We start from the raw sequence: 25,417 nt of genomic DNA on the forward strand, positions 1-25,417 counted from the left end.
CACGAGAAAGCGAGATGTCATGGCGGACGAAGATCGGCTGCGCGAATACCTGACGCGCGTCGTCGCCGAGCTGCAGCAGACCCGCCAACGGCTGCGCGAGGTCACCGCCGAGGAGTCCGAGCCGGTGGCGATCGTGGCGATGAGCTGCCGCTACCCGGGCGGCATCAGCTCGCCGGAGGAGCTCTGGGAGTTCGTCTCGTCCGGCGGGGACGCCATCGGCGACTTTCCCACCGACCGCGGCTGGGACCTGGACCGGCTCTACCACGCCGACCCGGACAACGCCGGCACCTCGTACACCACCGCCGGCGGGTTCCTGCGCGACGCGGGGCAGTTCGACGCCGCGCTCTTCGGTATCTCGCCGCGTGAGGCGGTCGCCATGGACCCGCAGCAGCGGCTGCTGCTGGAGGTCACCTGGGAGCTGTTCGAACGCGCCGGCATCGCCCCGCTGTCGCTGCGTGGCAGCCGCTCCGGCGTCTTCGTGGGCACCTCCGGGCAGGACTACGCCGCCGTGCTGCACCGGGCGCCCGGCGTCGAGGGGTACGTGCTGACCGGCACCGCCGCCAGTGTCGTGTCCGGTCGGCTGGCGTACACGTTCGGCCTCGAAGGCCCGTCGGTCACCGTGGACACCGCCTGCTCGTCGGCGTCGGTCGCCATCCATCTCGCCTGCCAGGCGCTGCGCCAGCGCGAGTGCGGCCTCGCCCTGGCCGGCGGCGCGACCGTGCTGGCCACCCCCGGCCCGTTCGTCGAGTTCTCCCGGCAGCGCGGCCTCGCCGCCGACGGCCGGTGCAAGTCGTTCGCCGCCTCCGCCGACGGCACCGGCTGGTCCGAGGGCGTCGGCATGCTGCTGCTGGAACGGCTCAGCGACGCCCGCCGCAACGGCCACCCCGTGCTCGGCGTCATCCGCAGCTCGGCGGTCAACTCCGACGGCGCGTCGAACGGCCTCACCGCCCCCAACGGCCCGTCCCAGCAGCGGGTCATCCGGCAGGCCCTGGCCGGCGCGAAGCTCACCCCCGACCTGGTCGACGTGGTGGAGGCGCACGGCACCGGCACCACCCTCGGCGATCCGATCGAGGCTCAGGCGCTGCTCGCCACGTACGGCCGGGAGCGGGGCGACGCCGCGCCGCTGCTGCTCGGCTCGATCAAGTCCAACATCGGGCACACCCAGGCCGCCGCCGGCATCGCCGGTGTGATCAAGATGGTGCTGGCGATGCGGCACGGCGTCGTGCCGGCCACCCTGCACGTCGACGAGCCCACCCCGCACGTGGACTGGGCCGCCGGCGCGGTCACCCTCGTCACCGAGGCCACGCCGTGGCCGGCCGTGGACCGGCCGCGCCGGGCCGCCGTCTCGTCGTTCGGGATGAGCGGCACCAACACCCACCTCATCCTCGAACAGCCCGAACCGGCCGACGTCGAGGCGGACCACCCGGTGCCGCCCGCGCCCGCGCCGGTGCTGCTCACCGGCCGCACCCGCACCGCGCTGCGCCGCCAGGCCGAGCGCTGGTCGGCCTACGTCGCCGACGACGCGCACCTGCGCCCGGCCGACGTCGCCTGGACCTCGGCGGTCTCCCGCTCGCCCCTGGAGCACCGGGCGGTCGTGCTCGCCGACGACCGCGACGGCCTGCTCGCCGCGCTGCACGCCCTCGCCGACGACCGGCCCGCCCCCGGGCTGGTCACCGGCGCCGCCGCCGAACGCGGCGGGGTCGCGTTCCTGTTCTCCGGCCAGGGCGCCCAGCGCGCCGGCGCCGGCCGGGAGCTGTACGAGGCGTACCCGGTCTTCGCGGAGGCGCTCGACGAGGTCTGCGGCCACCTCGACCACCGGCTGCCCCGGCCGCTGAAGCCGCTGCTGTTCGCCGAGCCCGGCACCGCCGAGGCCGACCTGCTCGACCAGACCGTCTTCACCCAGGCCGCGCTGTTCGCCGTCGAGGTGGCGCTGCACCGGCTGCTCGGCTCCTGGGGCCTGGCCCCCGACATGGTCGCCGGGCACTCCGTCGGCGAGCTGACCGCCGCCCACGTGGCCGGCGTGCTCAGCCTCGACGACGCGTGCGCCCTCGTCGCCGCCCGGGGGCGGCTCATGCAGGACCTGCCCACCGGCGGCGCGATGCTCGCCGTGGCCGCCGACGAGGCCCGGGTCGCCGAGTCGATCGCCGCGCTGACCGGCCGGGTCGCCGTCGCCGCCGTCAACGGCCCCGACGCCGTCGTCGTCTCCGGCGACGCGGCGGCCATCGACGAGCTGGCGGAACTCTGGACCGGCCGGGGGGTGAAGGTGCGGCGGCTGCGGGTCAGCCACGCCTTCCACAGCCCGCTGATGGAGCCGATGCTCGCCGAGTTCGCTGCCGTCGCCGCCCGCCTCGACCTGCGCGCCCCCACCCTGCCGGTGGTGTCCAACGTGACCGGCGAGCTGGCCGACCCGGCGCAGCTCACCGACCCCGGCTACTGGGTGCGCCACGTCCGGGAGGCGGTCCGCTTCGCCGACGGCGTACGCGCCCTGCGCGCCCACGGCGTCGGCACCTTCGTGGAGGTCGGGCCGGACGCCGTGCTCACCGCCAGCGTCCAGGAGACCCTCGCCGGGATCGAGACCGACGCCGCCTCCGCCGTGGTGGTGCCGGTGCTGCGCCGGGACCGCCCGGACCGCCGTGCCCTGCTCGCCGCCCTCTCCCAACTGCACGTCGCCGGCACGCCGCCGCACTGGGCGGACGTCCTCGCCGGCCGGCCCGGCCGGCTCGTCGACCTGCCCACCTACCCGTTCGAGCGGCAGCACTACTGGGTGCCGGCCGAGGCGCCCGCCGACGACACCACGACGGGCGGGGCCGGCGCGCTCGACCGCCGGTTCTGGGCGGCCGTCGAACGCGCCGACCTCGACGCGCTGCGCGACACCCTCGCCGTCACCGACACCGCCGCCGCCGAGTCGCTGCGTACCCTGCTGCCCGTCCTCGCCGACTGGCGGCGGCAGCGGCAGGAACACTCGGTCCTCGACGGCTGGCGGTACCGGGAGGAATGGCAGGTGGCCCCCGAGCCCGCCCCCGCCCGGCTGGCCGGCACCTGGCTGCTGGCGCTGCCCGCCGACGACGCCGACGACCCGGCGGCGCGGGCCGTCCGGGCCGCGCTGACCGGCGCCGGCGCCGACGTGCTGCCGCTGACGGTGGAGCCGGACGCCGACCGGGCCGGCCTCGCGGCGGCCCTCGCCGGCACCGAGCCCGCCGGCGTCGTGTCCCTGCTCGCCGGGGAACCACGCACCGCCGACGGCACCGTCCTGCCCGGCCTGACCGCCACCCTCGCCCTCGTGCAGGCGCTCGGCGACGCCGGCGTGGCAGCGCCGCTGTGGCTGGTCACCCGGGGCGCGGTCGCCGCCGCCTCGTACGACCGGCTCGCCGACCCGGCGCAGGCCGCGATCTGGGGCCTCGGCCGGGTCGTCGGCGTCGAGGCGCCGCACCGCTGGGGCGGCCTGGTCGACCTGCCGTCCGACCCCGACGACCGGGCCGCCTTCCGGCTCGCCGCGATCCTCACCGGCTCGACCGGCGAGGACCAGCTCGCCGTGCGCGGCCCCGGCGTCTTCGCCCGCCGCCTCGTCCGCGCCGCCCTCGGCGACCGTCCGCCGGCGCGCCGGTTCACGCCCACCGGCACCGCCCTGGTCACCGGCGGCACCGGCGGGCTCGGCGCGCGCGCCGCCCGCTGGCTCGCCGCCGCCGGAGCCGAGCACGTCGTGCTGGTCAGCCGGCGCGGACCCGACGCCCCCGGCGCCGCCGAGTTGGAGGCCGAGCTGGCCGCCCTCGGGGCCCGGGTCACCGTCGCTGCCTGCGACATCGCCGACCGGGCCGCCCTCGCCGACCTGCTCGACCGGGTCGAGGCCGACGGCCCGCCGGTGCGCACCGTCGTGCACACCGCCGGCGTCGCGCAGGCCACCCCGCTGGCCGAGGTCACCCCCGCCGAGCTGGCCGAGGTGACAGTCGGCAAGACCGCCGGGGCCACCCACCTCGCCGACCTGCTCGCCGACCGGGAGCTGGACGCCTTCGTCGTCTACTCGTCCATCGCCGCCACCTGGGGCAGTGGCGGGCAGGCCGGGTACGCGGCCGGCAACGCCTACCTGGACGCGCTGGTGCGGCGGCGGCGCGCCGACGGCCGGGCCGGCACAGCCATCGCCTGGGGCCCCTGGTCCGACGGCGGCATGCACGCCGCCGACGCCGAGCGCAACCTGCGCCGCCGGGGCCTGCCCGCCATGGACCCGGCCGTCGCCATGGCCGCGTTGCAGCAGGCCCTCGACCACGACGACGTCACAGTGACGGTGGCCGACGTGGACTGGACCCGGTTCGCCCCCGCGTACGCCTCCGCGCGCCGCCGGCCGCTGCTGGAGGGCGTACCGGAGGCGCGGGCCGCCCTAGACGGCGGCGCCGCGGCCGACGACGGCGACGACGGCCCGGCGGCCACGCTGCGCCGGCGCCTCGCCGCGCTGACCCCGGCCCGCCGCGAGGAGACCGTCGCCGACCTGGTCCGCGAACTCGCCGCCGACGTGCTCGGCCACGACGGCGGGGCTGCCGCCGTGGGCGCGACCACCGCGTTCCGCGACCTCGGCTTCGACTCGCTGACCGCCGTGGAGCTGCGCAACCGGCTCGTCGCCGCCACCGGGCAGGCGCTGCCCACCACCCTGGTCTTCGACCACCCCACCCCGGTGGTGCTGGCCCGCTTCCTGCTCGCCGGCCTCTTCGGCGCCGACGCCGGGGCGGCTCCCGTCGCCGTCCCGGCCGCCGTGGGCGACGACGAGCCGGTGGCCATCGTCGCCATGGCCTGCCGCTACCCCGGCGGCGTCAACGGCCCCGAACGGCTGTGGCGCCTCGTCGCCGACGGCGTCGACGCGATCGGCGACTTCCCGACCGACCGGGGCTGGGACCTCGACCGGCTCTACGACCCCGACCCGGCCAATCCCGGCACCACGTACGCCGACAAGGGCGGCTTCCTGCACGGGGCGGGCGAGTTCGATCCCGGTTTCTTCGGGATCTCGCCGCGCGAGGCGGCGGCGATGGATCCGCAGCAGCGGTTGTTGCTGGAGGTTTCGTGGGAGGCGGTCGAGCGGGCAGGGGTTGCGCCTGGGGTTCTGCGGGGTTCGCGAACAGGGGTGTTCGTGGGCACGAATGGTCAGGACTATGGGGCCCTGCTGATGGCTGCGGGGGAGCAGGCCGAAGGGTTCGGGGCCACGGGCAACGCCGCCAGTGTGGTGTCGGGCCGGGTGGCGTACGCGTTGGGGTTGGAGGGGCCGGCGGTGTCGGTGGACACGGCGTGTTCGTCGTCGCTTGTGGCGTTGCACCTGGCGGTGCAGTCGCTGCGGCGTGGCGAGTGCGACCTCGCCCTCGCCGGCGGCGTCACGGTCATGGCCACCCCCGGCACCTTCTTCGAGTTCTCCCGGCAGCGGGGCCTGGCGGCCGACGGCCGGTGCAAGGCGTTCGCGGCGGGTGCGGACGGCACGGGCTGGGGCGAGGGTGTGGGCGTGCTGCTGGTGGAGCGGCTGTCGGACGCGCGGCGCAACGGGCACCGGGTCCTGGCGGTGGTGCGTGGGTCGGCGGTCAACCAGGACGGCGCCTCGAACGGGCTGACCGCCCCGAACGGCCCGTCGCAGCAGCGGGTGATCCGCCAGGCCCTCGCGGGGGCCCGGCTGGGCAGCGCGGATGTCGACGTGGTCGAGGCGCACGGCACGGGCACGACGCTCGGTGACCCGATCGAGGCGCAGGCCCTGCTGGCGACCTACGGCCAGGACCGCGAGGGCGGCGAGCCGCTGCTGCTCGGCTCGATCAAGTCCAACATCGGCCACACGCAGGCCGCCTCGGGCGTCGCCGGTGTGATCAAGATGGTGCTGGCGATGCGGGAGGGCGTGGTACCGGCGACGTTGCACGTGGACGAGCCGTCGCCGCACATCGACTGGACCTCCGGCGCGGTGGAACTGGCCACGCAGTCGCGGCCCTGGCCGGTGGTGGACCGGCCGCGCCGGGCGGCGGTGTCGTCGTTCGGCATGTCCGGCACCAACGCCCACGTGATCATCGAACAGGCCGACGAGCCGCAGGCCGTGGCTGCCGCTCCGGCCGAGCAGGGCCCCGGGCTCGTTGCCTCCGACGTCGTGGTGTGGCCGCTGTCGGGACGTTCGAAGGGCGCCCTGACCGGCCAGGCGGCTCGCCTGGCGGAGTACGTGCGCGAGCACGGCGAGGTGGACGCGGCGGCTGTGGGCTGGTCCCTCGCCGCCACCCGGTCGACGTTCGACCAGCGGGCGGTCGTGGTCGGGTCGAGCGCGGAGGAGTTGCTGGCGGGGCTGGACGCTCTGGCGTCGGGGTCGCCGGCCGGCAACGTGGTCGCGGCGGCGGCTCTGTCGCATGGCGCGGGTGCGGTGTTCGTGTTCCCGGGTCAGGGTGCGCAGTCGGCGCGGATGGCGGCGGGTCTGGTGGGTCGTGCGCCGGTGTTCGACGCGCGTCTGGCGGATTGTCAGCGGGCCCTGGCCCCGTACCTCGATGTGGACCTCGTTGCGGTGTTGACCGGTGACGACGAGTCGTGGCTGGCGCGGGTGGAGGTCGTGCAGCCGGTGCTGTGGGCTGTTGGTGTGGCCCTGGCGGCGGTGTGGCAGCACGCCGGGGTCACCCCGGCGGCGGTGGTCGGTCACTCGCAGGGTGAGATCGGCGCGGCGTGTGTGGCGGGGATCCTGTCGCTGGGGGACGCGGCGAAGGCGGTGGCGTTGCGGTCGCGGGCGCTGACGGTGCTGCGGGGCACGGGGACGATGGCGTCGGTGGACCTGTCGGCGGAGGCGGTGGCTGAGCGGCTGTCGGCGTTCCCGGGTGTCGGGGTGGCGGCGGTGAACGGTCCGTCGACGGTGGTGGTGTCGGGTCCGCCGCAGCCGGTCGCGGATCTGGTGGAGGCGTGTCAGGCCGACGGGGTGCGGGCGCGGTTGATCCCGGTGGACTACGCGTCGCACTCCGTGGCGGTGCAGGAGGTGGCGGAGCGGTTGCGCGCCGACCTGGCCGACGTGACGCCGCGACAGGGCAACGTCCGGCTCGTCTCCACCCTCACCGGGGACTGGGTGGACCCGTCCTCGATGGACGCCGGCTACTGGTACGACAACCTGCGGCAGACCGTCCAGTTCGAGGCCGCCGTCCGGGTGGCCGTCGAGGCGGGTCACACGACGTTCGTCGAGATCTCACCGCATCCGGTGCTGACGATGCCGGTCACGGCGATCCTGGACGACGCCGGCGCGACCGGGCACACGCTGGGCAGCCTGCGCCGCGGTGACGACGATCCGACGCGGCTGCTGACCAACCTGGCGACCGCCCACGCGATCGGCCTGCCCGTCGACCTGACGGCCGTCCTCGCCGAGACCGACGTGGTGGCACTGCCCACCTACGCCTTCGAACGGGGACGCTACTGGCTGGACGCGCCCGCGCACCGCGTACGCGACGTCGCCTCGGCCGGCCTCCAGGACACCGGGCACCCGCTGCTCAGCGCGGCCGTACCCGTCGCCGACGACCGGACGGTGGTGCTGACCGGGCGGCTGTCGGTGCGTACCCACCCGTGGCTGGCCGACCACGCCGTCGGCGGGGCGGTGATCGTCCCCGGCACCGGCGTCGTCGACATGGTGGTCCGGGCCGGCGACGAGGTCGACGCCGGCCAGGTGGGCGACCTGACGCTGATCAACCCGCTGGTGCTCCCCGCGACCGGCGCGGTGCAGGTGCAGGTACGAGTGGGCCCGCCCGCCGACACCGGCGAGCGGAGCGTCACCGTGCACTCCCGCCGCGAAGAGGACGCCGACGCCGAGTGGACCCGGCACGCCGAGGGACTCCTCCTGCCGCAGCTGCCCGCCCCGACCGCCGTACCGGGGCAGTGGCCGCCGGCCGACGCCGTCGAGGTCGACGCCGACCTGGACGCCTGGTACGTGCAGACGGCCGAGGGCGGCCTCGGCTACGGCCCCTCCTTCCGGGGGCTGCGCCGGGTGTGGCGCGGCGACGGCGAGGTCTACGCCGAGGTGGCCCTGCCCGAGGAGGCGAGCGCCGACGCGTCCCGCTTCGGGCTGCACCCGGCCCTGTTCGACGCGGCCCTCCAGGCCAGCGGCGTCACCGCCCTGCTCGGCGACGCGGCGGACACCTCGGGGGCGGGCTGGATGCCGTTCGCCTTCCGCTCGGTCGCCCTGCACGCCCACGGCGCCACCCGGCTGCGGGCGCGGCTGCGCCCGCTCGGCCCGGACACCGTCGCGGTCACGCTCGCCGACACCGCCGGCCAGCCGGTCGCCACCGTCGAGTCGCTGACGTTCCGCCCGGTCGCCGCGGGCCGGGCCGACGAGGGCGCCGCCCTGCGCCGCACGTCGGTGTTCCACCTGGACTGGACGCCGTTGACGGACACCGGGGCGGCGGCCGGGGAGGCCCGCTGGGCGCTGCTCGGCGACGACACCCTCGGCCTCGCCGGGGCGCTCGCCGCCGCCGGGCACCCGGTGCGGTCCCACGCCGACCTGGCGGCGCTGGTCGCCGAGATCGGGGAGTCCGGGGACGTACCCGATGTGGTGCTGGATCTGCGCTCCGGCGCGGAGTCGGACCCGCAGCGGGCCGGTGAGGCCGCGCACGACGCGGCCCGCGACGCCCTCGCGCTGGTGCGGCAGTGGTTGGGCGAGCCCCGGCTGGGGCGGTCCCGGCTCGTGCTGCACACCCGGGGCGCGGTCGGCGCGGCCCCGGGCGAGGCCCCCTGCGACCTGGCCCGGGCGAGCCTGTGGGGGCTGGTCCGCTCGGCGCAGTCCGAGCACCCCGGCCGGTTCACGCTGCTCGACACCGACGACGCCGCCGCCTCCCTGGCGGCCGTCCCGGCGGCCGTCGCCTCCGGCGAGCCGCAGCTCGCGCTGCGCGACGGCGCGCTGCTCGTGCCCCGGCTGGCCCGGGCCCGCGACGCCGGTGTGTTGCCGCTGCCCGCCGACGAGGTGCCGTGGCGCCTCGACGTCACCGAGAAGGGCACGCTGGAGAACCTCGCCCTGCTGCCCGGTCCCGAGGCGGGCGGGGAACTGCCGGCGGGCCACGTCCTGGTCGGGATGCGCGCCTCCGGGCTGAACTTCCGCGACGTGGTGCTGGCCCTCGGCATGGTCCCCGACCAGGAGGTGCTGGGCAACGAGGGCGCCGGCGTGGTGCTCGGCGTGGGGCCGGGCGTCGCCGACCTCGCCCCCGGCGACCGGGTGATGGGCATCTTCTCCGGCTCGTTCGCCTCGGCGGCGGTCACCGACCGCCGGCTGGTCACCCGCATCCCCGACGGCTGGTCCTACACCGACGCCGCCGCCGTGCCCGTGGTCTTCCTGACCGCCTGGTACGGGCTGGTGGAGCTCGCCCGGCTGCGCGCGGGCGAGTCCGTGCTCGTGCACGCGGCGGCCGGCGGCGTGGGCATGGCCGCCGTGCAGATCGCCCGCCACCTCGGCGCGGAGGTCTACGGCACGGCCGGCCCCGGCAAGTGGCCGGCGCTGCGCGACACCGGCTTCGACGACGCGCACCTCGCCTCCTCCCGCAGCCTCGACTTCGCCGACGAGTTCGCCCACCGCACCGGCGGGCGGGGCGTCGACGTGGTGCTCAACGCCCTGCGCGGCGAGTACGTCGACGCGTCGCTGCGGCTGCTCGCCGACGGCGGCCGGTTCGTCGAGATGGGCAAGACCGACAAGCGGGACCCGCGGCGGGTCGCCGCCGACCACCCGGGCGTCAGCTACCAGGTCTTCGATCTCATCGAGGCCGGCCCGGAGAAGATCGGCGCGATGCTGGGCGAGCTGATGGCGCTTTTCGCCGCCGGTGCGCTGCGGCCCCTGCCCCGGCGCACCTGGGACGTCCGGCGCGCCCCCGAGGCGTTCCGCTTCCTCAGCCAGGCCCGGCACGTCGGCAAGCTGGCCCTGAGCATTCCGCAGGCGCCCCGGCTCGACGGCACGGTCCTGGTCTCCGGGGCGACCGGCACCCTCGGCGCGCTGCTCTGCCGGCACCTGGTCACCGCGCACGGCGCCCGGCAGCTGCTGCTGGTCAGCCGGCGCGGCCCGGACGCCGAGGGCGCCGACGAACTGCTCGCCGACCTGAAGGCGCTCGGCGCGGACGTGTCGATCGTCTCCGCCGACCTGGCCGACCCGGACGCCGTGGCGGACGTGCTGTCCATGGTGGACCGGCGGCACCCGCTGCGCGCCGTCGTGCACGCCGCCGGCGTCCTCGACGACGCCACCGTCGAGTCGCTCACCCCCGACCGCCTCGCCGCGGTGCTGCGGCCCAAGGTCGACGTGGCGTGGAACCTGCACCGGGCCACCCTCGGCCACGACCTGAGCGCGTTCGTGCTCTTCTCCGCCGCCGCCGGCGTGTTCGGCGGTCCGGGCCAGGGCAACTACGCCGCCGGCAACGCGTTCCTCGACGCGCTGGCGGAGCACCGGCGGGCCCTCGGCCTGCCGGCGGTCGCGCTGGCGTGGGGCCGCTGGGCACAGGCCAGCGGCATGACGGGCCACCTCGACTCGGCCGACATCCGCCGCCTCGACCGGGGCGGCATGGCGGCGCTCTCCGACGCCGAGGGGCTCGCCCTGTTCGACGCCCTCTGGCGCTCGGAGCGGGCGACACTCATGCCCGCCAAGATCGCCACCGGCGTGGCCGCGCCCGGGTCGCCCGTACACCCGCTGCTGACCAACCTGGTCCGCGCCGCCGGCCGCCGGGCCGCGGCCGGCGAGGCCGCCGACGGGCAGGCGTACGCCGAGACGCTGCGCGCCCTGCCCGACGACAAGCGGGTACGCGCCCTGCGCGACCTGGTGCTGGCGCACGTGGCGGTCGTCCTCGGCCACGGCGACCCGGCCGGCATCGAGCCGACCCGCGCGTTCCGGGAACTCGGCTTCGACTCGCTGACCGCCGTGGAGCTGCGCAACCGGCTCGGCGCGGCCACCGGGCTGCGGCTGCCGGCGACGCTGGTCTTCGACAACCCGACGCCCGAGGCGCTCGCCGTCCACCTGGCCGGGCAGTTCGCCCCGGCGAGCCCGGCCGGTGAGCCGTCGGCGGCGGGCCGGGAACTCGACCGGCTGGAGGCGGCGCTCGTCGGGCTGGACCCGGCCGACGACGAGTTCCGCCGGATCACCGACCGGCTGCACGGCCTGCTGGGCCGGCTGACCGAGCGGCAGGCGGACGCGGACGGCGACGACGACCTGGAGTCGGCCACCGCCGAGAACATCTTCGACCTGATCGACCGCGAGCTGGAGACGTCGTGACCACCAGCCGCAACGACATCGGCATGCCGAGTGAGGTAGGTCCACGGTGAGCAACGAGGACGAGAGGTACGTCGAGTACCTGAAGCGTACGACCTCGGAGCTGCGGCGTACCCGGCGTCGGCTGCGCGAGCTGGAGAGCCGGGACTCCGAGCCCATCGCCATCGTGGCGATGAGCTGCCGCTACCCGGGCGGCGTCGACAGCCCCGAGGCGCTGTGGCAGCTCGTGCACGACGGCGGCGACGGGATCGGGCCGTTCCCCGCCGACCGGGGCTGGGACCTGGAGAACCTCTTCCACCCCGATCCCGACCACCCGGGCACCAGTTACGTGCGCGAGGGCGGCTTCGTCTACTCCGCCGCCGACTTCGACGCCGACCTGTTCGGCATCTCGCCCCGCGAGGCCCTCGCCATGGACCCGCAGCAGCGGCTGCTGCTGGAGACCTCCTGGGAGGCGTTCGAGCGGGCCGGGCTGCCGCTGCCGGCCGTCCGGGGCAGCCGTACCGGCGTCTTCGTCGGGGCCTCGTCGCACGGCTACGACGGCATGATGGCGCAGGCCGAGAACGGCGAGGGTCACCTGCTCACCGGCAACGCCACCAGTGTCATCTCCGGCCGCGTCGCGTACACCCTCGGGCTGGAGGGGCCGGCGGTCACGGTCGACACCGCCTGCTCGTCCTCGCTCGTCGCCATCCACCTGGCCGCGCAGGCCCTGCGCAACGGCGACTGCGAGCTGGCCCTGGCGGGCGGCGTGACGGTGATGCCCACCCCGGCGGTCTTCGTCGGCTTCAGCCGGCAGCGCGGTCTCGCCGCCGACGGGCGGTGCAAGGCGTTCGCCGCCGGCGCGAACGGCACCTCGTGGTCCGAGGGCATCGGCATGCTGCTGCTCACCCGGCTCTCCGACGCGCAGCGGCACGGCTACCCGGTGCTCGCCGTGGTACGCGGTAGCGCGGTCAACTCCGACGGCGCGTCCAACGGGCTCAGCGCCCCGCACGGCCCCTCCCAGGTGCGGGTCATCCGCCAGGCCCTCGGCAACGCCCGGCTCACGCCCGAGCAGGTCGACGTGGTGGAGGCGCACGGCACGGGCACCCGGCTCGGCGACCCGATCGAGGCGCAGGCGCTGCTGGCCACGTACGGGCAGGACCGCGACGAGGCCGCGCCGCTGCTGCTCGGGTCGGTGAAGTCGAACATCGGGCACACCCAGGCAGCCGCCGGCGTGGCCGGTGTGATCAAGATGGTGCTGGCGATGCGGCACGGCGTCGTGCCGCCCACCCTGCACGTCGACGAGCCGTCGCCGCAGATCGACTGGACCGCCGGGGCCGTCACCCTCGCCACCGCCGTCACGCCGTGGCCGGCCGTGGACCGGCCGCGCCGGGCCGCCGTGTCGTCGTTCGGCGTCTCCGGCACCAACGCGCACACCATCATCGAGCAGGCCCCGGCTCCCGCCGAGGTCGAGGCCGAGGCCGAGCCGACCACGCCGCAGGCCCGCACGGTGGCCCCCGTGCTGCTCTCCGCCCGCTCCGACGCCGCGCTCGCCGCGCAGGCCGGCCGCTGGGCCGCCCGGTTCGCCGCCGACGACACCCTGCGCCCGCTCGACGTGGCCTTCTCGTCGGTCACCTCCCGCTCCACCCTGGACCGTCGGGCCGTGCTGTCCGCGACCGGCCGCGACGACCTGCTCGCGGGGCTGCGCGCCCTCGCCGCCGGGGAACCGGCCGGCACCGTCGTGCTCGGTGCCGGCGCGCCGCGCGGCCAGCTCGCGGTGCTCTTCTCCGGCCAGGGCGCGCAGCGCGCCGGCATGGGCCGGGAGCTGTACGCCGAGTTCCCGGTGTTCGCCGCCGCCCTCGACGAGGCGTGCGGGCACCTGGACAGGGCCCTGCCGCGCCCGCTGCGCGAGGTGCTCTTCGCCGCCGAGGGCTCGGCCGACGCCGACCTGCTGGACCAGACGGTGTTCACACAGGCGGGGCTGTTCGCCGTCGAGGTGGCGTTGTTCCGGTTGGTCGAGTCCTTCGGCGTCGCCCCCGACCTGGTCGGCGGCCACTCGATCGGCGAGGTCACGGCCGCGTACGTGGCGGGGGTGCTGTCGCTGGAGCACGCCTGTGCGTTGGTGGCGGCGCGGGGCCGGTTGATGCAGGCGCTGCCCGCCGGGGGTGGGATGCTGGCCGTCGCGGCCACCGAGACCGACGTGGCGGCCACGCTGGACGGGCTGGCCGGCGTGGGGATCGCGGCGGTCAACGGTCCGCAGGCCGTCGTGGTCTCCGGCGCCGTCGAGGCCCTCGACGAGGTGGAGCGGGTCTGGCGTGAGCGGGGCGTACGCGTCCGCCGCCTCACCGTCAGCCACGCGTTCCACAGTCCGCTGATGGAGCCGATGCTCGCCCGGTTCCGCGCGGTGCTCGACAAGCTCACCTTCGCCGCGCCGTCGCTGCCGGTCGTGTCGAACGTGACCGGCGCCCTGGCCGACGCCGACGAGATCCGCACGCCCGACTACTGGGTGCGCCACGTCCGCGAGGCCGTCCGCTTCGCCGACGGGGTCGGCGCGCTGCGCGCCGCCGGGGCGGACACGTTCCTGGAGATCGGCCCGCGCAGCGTGCTGACCGCGATGGCGGCCGACATCCTGCCCGCCGACGACGCCGTGCTCGCCGTGCCGGCGCAGCGCGCCGACCGGCCCGAGGCGCACGGGCTGCTGGCCGGGCTGGCCGAGCTGCACGTGCGCGGGGTGGCGGTCGACTGGCGGCGGTGGTTCGCCGACACCGGCGCGCGCCGCGTGGACCTCCCCACGTACGCCTTCCAGCACCAGCGCTACTGGCCCGAGGTCGGCGGCACCGCCGCGACGGCCGTGCCGGGTGACGCCGCCGAGGGGGACTTCTGGGCGGCCGTGGAGCGTGGCGACCTGACCGGGGTCGCCGCCCACCTGGCCGTGCAGGACGATCCCGCGGCAGTGGAGGCGCTCGCCCCGGCCGTACCGGTGCTGTCGTCGTGGCGGCGGGCCCGGCAGCGCGACGCCGTGGTGGACGGCTGGACCTACCGGGTCGAGTGGGAACCCGTACGCCCCGCCGCCGTTCCGGCGCTGACCGGCCGCTGGCTCGTCGTCACCGCCGACAACGACGACGCCGGGGTGGCCGGCACGCTGACCGGTGCCGGCGCCCACGTCGACACCCTGACCGTCGCCCCGGGCGTCGATCGCGCCGAGCTGACCGGGCTGCTGCGCGGCCACGGCGAGCAGGGCTGGGCCGGCGTGCTCTGCGTGCTGCCCGCGACCGACCGGGCGCTGCCGGACGCCCCGGCCGTCTCCGTCGGCGCCGCGCTGCTGCTCACCCTCACCCAGGCGCTCGCCGACGCGGGCCTGCCCGGCCGGCTCTGGTGCCTCACCCGGGGCGCCGTGCGCGCCGGGGCCGGCGAGACCCTCACCGACCCGTGGGCCGCCCTGGCCTGGGGCCTCGGGCGGGTCGTCGCCCTCGAACAGCCGGACCGCTGGGGCGGCCTGGTCGACCTGCCCGCCCGCGCCGACCGCGCCACGGCCGACGCGCTGCTCGCCGTCCTCGCCGACGCCGGGCACGACCAGGTGGCGATCCGCCCCCAGGGCGTCCTCGGCCGGCGGCTGGTGCCGGCCGTGCCGCCGGTGGGTGTGGGTTGGCGGCCTGCCGGGACGGTGCTGGTGACCGGTGGTACGGGTGCGTTGGGTCGGCATGTGGCGCGGTGGTTGCTGGCGAACGGGGCCGGTGAGGTGGTCCTCGCCTCGCGGCGGGGTCCGGGGGCGCCGGGTGCGGCGGACTTGGTGGCCGAGTTGGGTGCGGTGCGGGTGGTGGGGTGCGACGTCACCGACCGGGCTGCCGTCGATGCTCTGGTCTCCGGGCTGCCGGAGCTGACCGCCGTCGTGCACACCGCCGGCGTGATCGACGACGGCGTCCTCGACGGGCTCGACCTGACCCGGATGCAGGCCGTCCTCGACGGCAAGGTCCGCGCCGCCCGGGTCCTGCACGAGGCCACCGCCCACCGCGACCTCGACGCGTTCGTGCTCTTCTCCTCCCTCGCCGGCGTCATCGGCAGTGCCGGGCAGGGCAACTACGCGGCGGCCAACGCCTATCTCGACGCGTTCGCGGCCTGGCGACGCGACCAGGGCCTGCCCGCCACCGCCATCGCCTGGGGCGCCTGGGCTGAGGACGGCATGGCCGCCGCCCTGACCGCCCGGCTCGCCCGGGGCGGGGTCGACGCGCTCCCCGCCGCCGAGGCCGTCACCGCCCTCGGCCGGCTGGTCAACACCGCCGAGCCGGCGGTCACCGTCGCCGCCGTCGACTGGGGACGCCTCGCCGCGTCCTGGGGCCGGCCCACGCCACTGATCGCCGCCCTGCCCGGGGTGCCCGCCGTGCCCACCGGTCCCGTCCGCGCCGTGGTGGTCGGCCGGTCCCTGCCGCAGCTCGCCGACCTCGTACGCACCCAGGCCGCCGTCGTGCTCGGCTACCCGGCCGGGCGGCCGCTGCCCGAGCGCACCTTCCGTGACCTCGGCTTCGACTCGCTCACCGCCGTCGAGCTGCGCAACCGGCTGACCGCCGAGACCGGTATGACCCTGCCCGCCACGCTGGTCTTCGACCACCCCACGGTCGCCGAACTCGCCGCCCACCTGCACGGCCTCACCGCCGGGCACACCACCGGCGAGGTGGTCGCCGACGGCACCGGCCGTGACCGCGAACCGATCGCCATCGTCGCCATGAGCTGCCGCTTCCCCGGCGGGGTCACCTCGCCCGAGCAGCTCTGGGACCTGCTGGCCACCGGCACCGACGCGCTGAGCCTGATGCCCGGCGAGCGCGGCTGGAACCTCGCCGAGCTGTACCACCCCGACCCCGAGCACCTCGGTACCAGCTACGTCCGGGAGGGCGGCTTCGTCGCCGGTGCCGGCGAGTTCGACCCGGCGTTCTTCGGCATCAGCCCCCGCGAGGCCCTCGCCATGGACCCGCAGCAGCGGCTGCTGCTGGAGACCACCTGGGAGGCGTTCGAGCGGGCCCGGATCGACCCGACCGCCCTGCGCGGCAGCCGCACCGGCGTGTACGTCGGCACCAACGGCCAGGACTACGGCTCGCTGCTGATGGCCACCGGGGACGTCGACGAGAACTACCTCGCCACCGGCACCTCCGCCAGCGTCATCTCCGGCCGGCTGGCGTACACCTTCGGGCTGCACGGCCCGGCCGTCACCGTCGACACGGCCTGCTCGTCGTCGCTGGTCGCGATGCACCTGGCCGCGCAGGCCCTGCAGACGGGGGAGTGCGACCTGGCCCTGGCCGGCGGCGCCACCGTGATGGCCACCCCCGGCATCTTCGTCGGCTTCTCCCGCCAGCGCGGTCTCGCCGCCGACGGCCGGTGCAAGCCGTTCGCCGGAGCCGCGGACGGCACCGGCTGGGGCGAGGGCGTCGGCCTGCTGGTACTCCAGCGGCTCTCCGACGCCCGCCGCGACGGCAACCCGGTCCTCGCCGTGCTGCGCGGCAGCGCCGTCAACCAGGACGGCGCCTCCAACGGCCTCACCGCCCCCAACGGCCCCGCCCAGCAGCGGGTGATCCGGCAGGCCCTCGCGAACGCCGGACTCACCGCCGAGCAGGTGGACGCCGTCGAGGCCCACGGCACCGGCACCACCCTCGGCGACCCGATCGAGGCGCAGGCCCTCATCGCCACGTACGGCCAGGACCGGCCCGCCGACCGGCCGTTGTGGCTCGGCTCGATCAAGTCGAACATCGGGCACACCCAGGCGGCGGCGGGTGTGGCCGGGGTGATGAAGATGGTGCTGGCGATGCGGCACGGGGTGCTGCCGCCCACGCTGCACGTGGACGAGCCCACCCCGCACGTCGACTGGACCGGCGGCAGCGTCGAGCTGCTCACCTCCGCCCGGCCGTGGGAGCCGGCCGACGGGGTACGCCGCGCCGCCGTCTCCTCGTTCGGGATCAGCGGCACCAACGTGCACACCATCCTCGAACAGGCCCCCGCCGACGAGCCGGAGCCCGGACCGGCGGCCGACGTGCCGGCCGGGGAGCTGCCCTGGGTGCTCTCCGGGCGCACCGTCGACGCCCTCACCGCCCGCACCCGGGACCTGCGCGAGCACCTCGGCACAGTGGACGACGACGCGCTCGCCGACGTCGGCTGGTCGCTGGCCGCCACCCGCGCCGCCCACGACCACCGGGCCGTCGTCTTCGCCGCCGACCGCGACGACCTGGCCGCGTCCCTCGACGCGCTCGCCGCCGGCCGGCCCGGCCCGCAGACCGTCACCCGCGCCCCCGGCACGCCGGGCGAGGTCGCGTTCGTCTTCCCGGGCCAGGGATCGCAGTGGGCCGGGATGGCCGCCGAGCTGCTCGACACCGCCCCCGTCTTCGCGGAGACGTTCGCCGCCTGCGCCGAGGCACTGCGCCCGTACGTCGACTGGTCACCGACCGACGTGGTGCGCGGCGCGCCCGACGCCCCGTCGCTGGAGCGCGTCGACGTCGTGCAGCCCACCCTGTTCGCGGTCAGCGTCTCGCTCGCCGCGCTCTGGGAGTCGTACGGGGTGCGCCCCGGAGCCGTCGTCGGCCACTCCCAGGGGGAGATCGCCGCCGCGTACGTCGCCGGTGGCCTCACCCTCGACGACGCGGCGGCCGTGGTCGCGCTGCGCAGCCGGATCATCGCCGGCATCGCCGGGGACGGCGGCATGGTCTCGGTCGCCACCACCGCCGACGAGGCCACCGCGACGATCGCCCGCTGGGCCGGCCGCATCGCCCTGGCCGCCGTCAACGGACCCACCTCCGTCGTGGTCTCCGGCGACGGCGCCGCCCTCGACGAGCTCGTCGCCCACTACGAGTCCCACGAGGTGCGGGTGCGCCGCGTCCCCGTGGACTACGCCTCCCACTCCGCCCACGTCGAGCAACTGCGCGAGCAGCTCCTGGAACTGCTCGCCGGGCTGCGGCCCCGCACCGGCGAGGTCCGGTTCCGCTCCACCGTCGAGGGGGACTGGCTCGACACCGCCGCCCTCGACGCCGACTACTGGTACCGCAACCTGCGGCAGACCGTCCGCTTCGACGAAGCGGTACGCAGCCTCGTCGCCGCCGGCTACCAGACCTTCGTCGAGATCAGCGCCCACCCCGTGCTGACGATGGCCACGCAGGAGAGCGTCGAGCTGGCCGCCGCCGACCCGGACGCGGTCACCGTCACCGGCAGCCTGCGCCGGGGCGAGGGCGGCCTCGGCCGCTTCCTGCGCGCCCTGGCCGAGGTCTGGGCCGGAGGTACGGCCGTGGACTGGCGGCCCGCCTTCGCCGGCCTCGCCGGGCGTCGCCTCGACCTGCCCACGTACCCGTTCCAGCGGCAGCTCTACTGGCCGCAGCCGTCGACCGCGCCCGCCCCCGCGGTCGGGACCGCCGGTGCCGTGGCCGACGACGAGGTCGACGCCCGGTTCTGGGCCGCCGTCGAGGCGGAGGACCTGACCGCGCTCACGGCCGAACTCTCCGCCACGACCGAGCCGGGGCCCGTCCCGGAGACGGCGTTCGCCGACGTGCTGCCGGTGCTCGCCGCCTGGCGTCGCCGGCACCGCGACCAGGCCACCGTGGACTCGTGGCGGTACCGGGACAGTTGGACGCCCGTCGCCCCCGACGCCTCCGGCGAGCCGGCCGTCACCGGCACCTGGTGGCTGCTGACCGGCCCCGACGACACCGGCGCGGCCGAGGCCGGCTTCTGCGCCGAGGCGTTGCGGCGCCACGGCGGCACCGTCGTACCGCTGGCGCTGGACGCCGACCGCACGGACCGCGCGGCGCTCGCCGCCCGGCTGCGCGACCTCGCCGACGGCGGCCCCCGCCCCGCCGGGATCGTGTCGCTGCTGCCGCTCGACGAGACGCCCGCCCCGGCGTACCCGTCCGTGCCGGTCGGTTTCGCCGGCACCGTCACCCTCGTGCAGGCGCTCGGCGACGCCGGCGTCCGCGCGCCCCTGTGGTGCCTCACCCGGGGCGCCGTCGCGACCGGCCCGGCCGACCCGCTGCCGCACCCGCTCCAGCAGCTCACCTGGGGCTTCGGCCGGGTCGCCGCGCTGGAGCACCCGGACCGCTGGGGCGGCCTCGTCGACCTGCCCGACGAGCTCGACGACGCGGCCGGCCGCCGGCTCGTGCGCGTCCTCGCCGGCGCCGACGGGGAGGACCAGGTCGCGCTGCGGTGGGCCGGCGCGTTCGGCCGGCGACTGCTGCACGCCCCGCTCGGCGACACGCCCGCCCCGCGCGCCTGGCGGCCCTCCGGCACCGCCCTGGTCACCGGCGGCACCGGCGCGCTCGGCGGGCACATGGCCCGCTGGCTCGCCGCCAACGGCGCCGCCCACCTGGTGCTGGTGAGCCGGCGCGGCCGGCAGGCCGAGGGCATCGCCGACCTCGAGGCCGAACTGGTCGCACTGGGCGCCCGGGTGACCGTCGCCGCCTGCGACGCCGCCGACCGCTCGGCGCTCGCCGCCGTCCTCGCCGACCTGCCGTCCGAGCACCCGCTGACCACAGTCGTGCACACCGCAGCCGTGCTCGACGACTCGGTGATCAACTCGCTGACGCTGGACCAGGTCGACTACGCGCTCAGCGCGAAGGTCACCGCCGCACTGAACCTGCACGAGCTGACCCGCGAGCTGGACCTCGACGCGTTCATCCTGTTCTCGTCGATGGCCGGCACCGTCGGCAGCTCCGGCGTGGGCAACTACGCCCCCGGCAACGCGTTCCTCAACGCCCTCGCCGAGCACCGCCGCGCCCTCGGCCTGCCCGCCACCTCCATCGGTTGGGGCGCCTGGGGCGGCGGCGGCATGGCCGACGGCGAGTTCGGCCGGATGCTGCACCGCCACGGCGCACCCGAGATGCCGCCGCGGCTCGCCGTCGCGGCCCTGCACCAGGCCGTCGAGCACGACGAGACGTTCCTGACCATCTCGAACATCGCCTGGGAGCGGTTCTTCGTCGCGTTCACCGCCACCCGGCCCGGCCCGCTGATCTCGGAGATCCCCGAGGCGCAGCGGTTGCAGGCCACCAAGGGACTGGCCGAGACGAAGGAGACCGACGAGGCCGGCCCGGCCGGCGCGTTCACCCGGATGAGCGCCGCCGAGCGCCAGCAGGCGCTGCTCGACCTGGTCCGCGACCAGGCGGCCACGGTCCTCAGGTACGCCGACGGCCAGGCCGTCGACCCGCACCACGCGTTCCGCGACCTCGGTTTCGACTCGGTGACCGCGGTGGAACTGCGCAACCGGCTCGCCACCGCCACCTCGCTGCGGCTGCCGGTGACCCTGGTCTTCGACTACCCGTCGCCGACCGCGCTCGCCCGGCACCTGCACGAGGAACTGGGCGGGGAGGCCGCCGTGGCCGTCGAGGCCGCCCCGGTGGCGTTCGGCGACGACGAGCCGGTGGCCATCGTGGCCATGTCCTGCCGCTTCCCCGGCGGGGCCAACGATCCCGAGCGGTTCTGGCAGATGCTGCACGCCGGCCGCGACGCCGTGTCGGACCTCCCCGGCGATCGGGGTTGGGACGTCGAGCGCCTCTACGACCCCGACCCCTATTCCACCGGCACCTCCTACGTCCGCAGCGGCGCCTTCCTCTACGAGGCGGCGGAGTTTGATGCCGGTTTCTTCGGGATTTCCCCCCGCGAGGCGTTGGCCATGGACCCGCAGCAGCGGTTGTTGCTGGAGGTTTCGTGGGAGGCGGTCGAGCGGGCAGGGGTTGAGCCTGGGGTTCTGCGGGGTTCGCGAACAGGGGTGTTCGTGGGCACGAATGGTCAGGACTATGGGGCCCTGCTGATGGTGGCGGGGGACGAGGTGGAGGGCTTCGCGGGAACGGGCAACGCCGCGAGTGTGGTGTCGGGTCGGGTGGCGTACGCGTTGGGGTTGGAGGGGCCGGCGGTGTCGGTGGACACGGCGTGTTCGTCGTCGCTTGTGGCGTTGCACCTGGCGGTGCAGTCGCTGCGGCGTGGCGAGTGCGACCTGGCCCTCGCCGGCGGCGTGACCGTGATGGCGACGCCCGGGCTGTTCGTGGAGTTCTCCCGGCAGCGGGGCTTGGCGGCTGACGGCCGGTGCAAGGCGTTCGCTGCGGGTGCGGATGGCACGGGCTGGGGCGAGGGTGTGGGCGTGCTGCTGGTGGAGCGGTTGTCGGACGCGCGGCGCAACGGTCACGAGGTGCTGGCGATCGTGCGGGGCAGTGCGGTCAACCAGGACGGCGCCTCGAACGGGCTGACCGCCCCGAACGGTCCCTCGCAGCAGCGGGTGATCCGGCAGGCGCTGGCCTCGGCGCGGCTCTCCGCGGCCGATGTGGACGTGGTCGAGGCGCACGGCACCGGCACCACGCTCGGCGACCCGATCGAGGCGCAGGCCCTGCTCGCCACGTACGGGCAGGAGCGCGACGAGCCGCTGCTGCTCGGCTCGGTCAAGTCGAACATCGGCCACACGCAGGCCGCCGCCGGCGTCGCCGGCGTGATCAAGATGGTGCTGGCGATGCGGGAGGGCGTGGTCCCGGCGACGTTGCACGTGGACGAGCCGTCGCCGCACATCGACTGGACCTCCGGGGCCGTCGAGCTGGCGATCGAGTCGCGGCCGTGGCCGGCCGTGGACCGGGCGCGCCGGTCGGCGGTGTCGTCGTTCGGCATCTCCGGCACGAACGCCCACGTGATCATCGAACTGCCCGAGGACCTCCCCGCCGAGAGCGTGGAGCCCGACGGCGGGGCCGCCGAGGATCGCAGCCCGGGGCTCGTGGCCTCCGACGTAGTCGTCTGGGCGGTGTCGGGGCGGTCGAAGGGCGCGCTGGCCGGTCAGGCCGCCCGCCTGGCCCGGCACGTCCGCGCGCACGCCGACCTCGACGCGGCGGCGGTGGGCTGGTCTCTCGCCGTTACCAGGTCGGTGTTCGACCAGCGGGCGGCTGTGGTCGGGTCGAGCGCGGAGGAGTTGCTGGCGGGGCTGGACGCTCTGGCGTCTGGGTCGCCGGCCGGCAACGTGGTCGCGGCGGCGGCTCTGTCGCATGGCGCGGGTGCGGTGTTCGTGTTCCCGGGTCAGGGTGCGCAGTCGGCGCGGATGGCGGCCGGTCTGGTGGGTCGTGCGCCGGTGTTCGACGCGCGTCTGGCGGAGTGTCAGCGGGCCCTGGCCCCGTACCTCGATGTGGACCTCGTTGCGGTGTTGACCGGTGACGACGAGTCGTGGCTGGCGCGGGTGGAGGTCGTGCAGCCGGTGCTGTGGGCTGTTGGTGTGGCGCTGGCGGCGGTGTGGCAGCACGCCGGGGTCACCCCGGCGGCGGTGGTCGGTCACTCGCAGGGTGAGATCGGTGCGGCGTGCGTGGCCGGGATTCTCTCCCTGGAGGACGCGGCGAAGGCGGTGGCGTTGCGGTCGCGGGCGCTGACGGTGCTGCGGGGTACCGGGACGATGGCGTCGGTGGACCTGTCGGCGGAGGCGGTGGCTGAGCGGCTGTCGGCGTTCCCGGGTGTCGGGGTGGCGGCGGTGAACGGTCCGTCGACGGTGGTGGTGTCGGGTCCGCCGCAGCCGGTCGCGGATCTGGTGGAGGCGTGTCAGGCCGACGGGGTGCGGGCGCGGTTGATCCCGGTGGACTACGCGTCGCACTCGGCGGCGGTGCAGGACGTCGCGGAGCAGTTGCGCGCCGATCTGGCCGACGTGAGCCCGCAGCCGGGGCACACTCGGCTCGTCTCGACGTTGACGGGGGACTGGGTGGACCCGTCCTCGATGGACGCCGGTTACTGGTACGACAACCTGCGGCAGACGGTGCGCTTCGACGCCGCCGTGCGGGTGGCGGTCGAGGCGGGTCACACGACGTTCGTGGAGATCAGCCCCCATCCGGTGCTGACGATGCCGGTGACGGCGATCCTGGACGACGCCGGCGTCACCGGGCACACGCTGGGCAGCCTGCGCCGCGGTGACGACGATCCGACGCGGCTGCTGACCAACCTGGCTACCGCCCACGCGATCGGCCTGCCCGTCGACCTGACGGCCGTCCTCGCCGAGACCGACGTGGTGGCACTGCCCACGTACGCCTTCGACCGCAGCCGCTTCTGGCCCACCGCCGTGACCGGGCAGGACGGCGCCGAGGAGACCCCGAGCGGCGTCGACTCCGCGTTCTGGGCGGCCGTCGAACGCGAGGACCTGGCCGCGCTCGCGGAACTCACCGAGCAGGACGCGACGGAATCCCTGGAACGGCTGGGCGGGGCCCTGCCCGTGCTCGCCTCCTGGCGACGCCGGCAGCGCAGCCGGTCCGCCCTGGACGACCTGCGCTACCGCAGCGTCTGGCAGCCGTACACCGGCACGCCCGTCAGCTTCCTCCCCGGCGCCTGGTGGGTGATCGCCGACGCGCGGCACCCGGAGGAGGGCGAGGCCGCCGTCGCCGAACTGTCCCGCCGGGGCGCCGACGTCCGGCTGGTGTCGCTGCCGGAGAACCTGACCGACCGGGCCGCCCTCACCGCGCACCTGAGCGGTGTCGCCCGTACCTCCGACGGCGGAACGGCCCCGGTCGACGGGGTGCTGTCCCTGCTCGCCCTCGCCGACGGCGCGGTCGACGACACCCAGCCGGTGCCGCCGTTCCTCGCCCGGTCGCTGGCGCTGATCCAGGCGCTCGGGGACCTCGACGTCGCCGCGCCGCTGTGGTGCGTCACCCGGGGCGCCGCCGGCACCACCCGGGGCGGCACCGCCGGCCGCCCGGAGCAGTCGCTGCTCTGGGGCCTCGGCCGGGTCGTGGCCCTCGAACACCCCGAGCGGTGGGGCGGCCTGGTCGACGTACCGGCCACCCTGGACGACCACGGCTGGGACCTGCTCTGCGCCGCCCTCGCCGGCCTTGACGGCGAGGACCAGCTGGCGGTCGACGGCGCCACCGTCCTCGTCCGGCGGCTGGTACGCGCGCCCGGCGGCGAGGCGCCCGCCGATGACGCCGGCTACCCGGGCACGACGCTGGTCACCGGCGGCACCGGCGCGCTCGGCGCGGAGGTGGCCCGCTGGCTGGCCGCCCGGGGCGCCGAGCACCTGATGCTCGTCAGCCGCCGCGGCGCGGACGCCCCCGGCGCCACGGCACTCGTCCGTGAGCTGACCGGGGCGGGCACCCGGGTGACCGTCGCGGCCTGCGACGTGGCCGACCGGGCCGCGCTGGCCAAGCTGCTCGACGAGGTGCCCGCCGACGCGCCGCTGACCACCGTCGTGCACGCCGCCGGCGTGCTGGAGGACGGGGTGCTCGACGGGCTCACCCCCGACCGGCTCACCACCGTCCTGCGACCCAAGGTGCTCGGCGCCCTGCACCTGCACGAGCTCACCCTCGGGCGGGAACTGCGCGCGTTCGTGCTGTTCTCCGCGATGGCCGGCCAGCTCGGCGCCGCCGGTCAGGGCAGCTACGCCGCCGCCAACGCCTACCTCGACGCGCTCGCCGAGCAGCGGCACCGCCAGGGCCTGCCGGCCACCTCGGTCGCCTGGGGCCCCTGGGCGGCCGGCGGGATGGCCGCCACCGACCAGGCCGTCGAGGAGCGCCGCCGGCGTACCGGCGTGGCCCGCCTCGACACCGCGCTCGCGCTCACGGCGCTCGCCCAGTGCGTCGCGCGGGGCGAGCCGACGACGATGGTGACCGAGATCGACTGGGCCCGCTACGTGCCCGGCTTCGTGGCCGTGCGGCCCAGCCCGCTCATCGCGGGTGTGGCCGAGGCACGGCGGGCCGTCGCCGAGCGGGCCGAGGACACCGGCGTCTCCGCGGAGTCCCTGGCCGCCCTGCTCGCCGGGCAGACCGACGCCGAACGACGCAAGACCCTGCTGGAGCTGGTACGCGGGCAGGCCGCCGCGGTGCTCGGGCACGCCTCGATGGACGCCGTCGAGCCGGACCGGGCGTTCCGCGAACTCGGCTTCGACTCGCTGACCGCCGTGGAGCTGCGTAACCGGCTTACCGCGGCGACCGGCGTGCGGCTGCCCGCCACCGTGGTCTTCGACTACCCGACCGCCGCCGGGCTGGCCGAATACGTGCGGGCCGCGATCGTCGACGGCGGCGTGGCCGGGGTCGCACCGGTCTTCGGTGAGCTGGACAGGTTGGAAGCGGCACTCTCCGGCTCGGCGCCGGACCGCAGCGCCCGAATTCGGATCACCGAACGGCTGCGGGCGCTGCTGGCCTCCCTCAACGAGGCCGACGCCCCGGCGGACGGCGACACCGTCGCCGAGAAGCTCCAGGACGCGACGCCGGACGAGGTCTTCGACTTCATCGACCGCGAGCTGGGGATGTCCTGACGTGATCGCTGCTGCGACGACGGGTC

The 25,417-nt window shown here is 76.2% G+C and carries 2 protein-coding genes; both read left to right on the top strand.

Annotated elements, in window-relative coordinates; all coding sequences use genetic code 11:
- The first annotated feature begins 19 nt into the window (after positions 1 to 19).
- Positions 20 to 11,206: a type I polyketide synthase gene (locus HA073_RS08885; RefSeq protein WP_166456121.1), complete on the top strand. Its 11,187-nt coding sequence runs from the start codon at positions 20 to 22 to the stop codon at positions 11,204 to 11,206.
- A gap of 46 nt (positions 11,207 to 11,252) precedes the next feature.
- Positions 11,253 to 25,391: a type I polyketide synthase gene (locus HA073_RS08890; RefSeq protein WP_166456122.1), complete on the top strand. Its 14,139-nt coding sequence runs from the start codon at positions 11,253 to 11,255 to the stop codon at positions 25,389 to 25,391.
- Positions 25,392 to 25,417: the final 26 nt, after the last annotated feature.

The sequence above is a fragment of the Micromonospora sp. CMU55-4 genome, assembly GCF_011602315.1.
Lineage (GTDB): Bacteria > Actinomycetota > Actinomycetes > Mycobacteriales > Micromonosporaceae > Micromonospora > Micromonospora chalcea.

Bases quoted from the DNA above. Each gene is read 5' to 3' on its own strand.
- HA073_RS08885 (WP_166456121.1), top strand. From the start codon at position 20: ATGGCGGACGAAGATCGGCTGCGCGAATACCTGACGCGCGTCGTCGCC.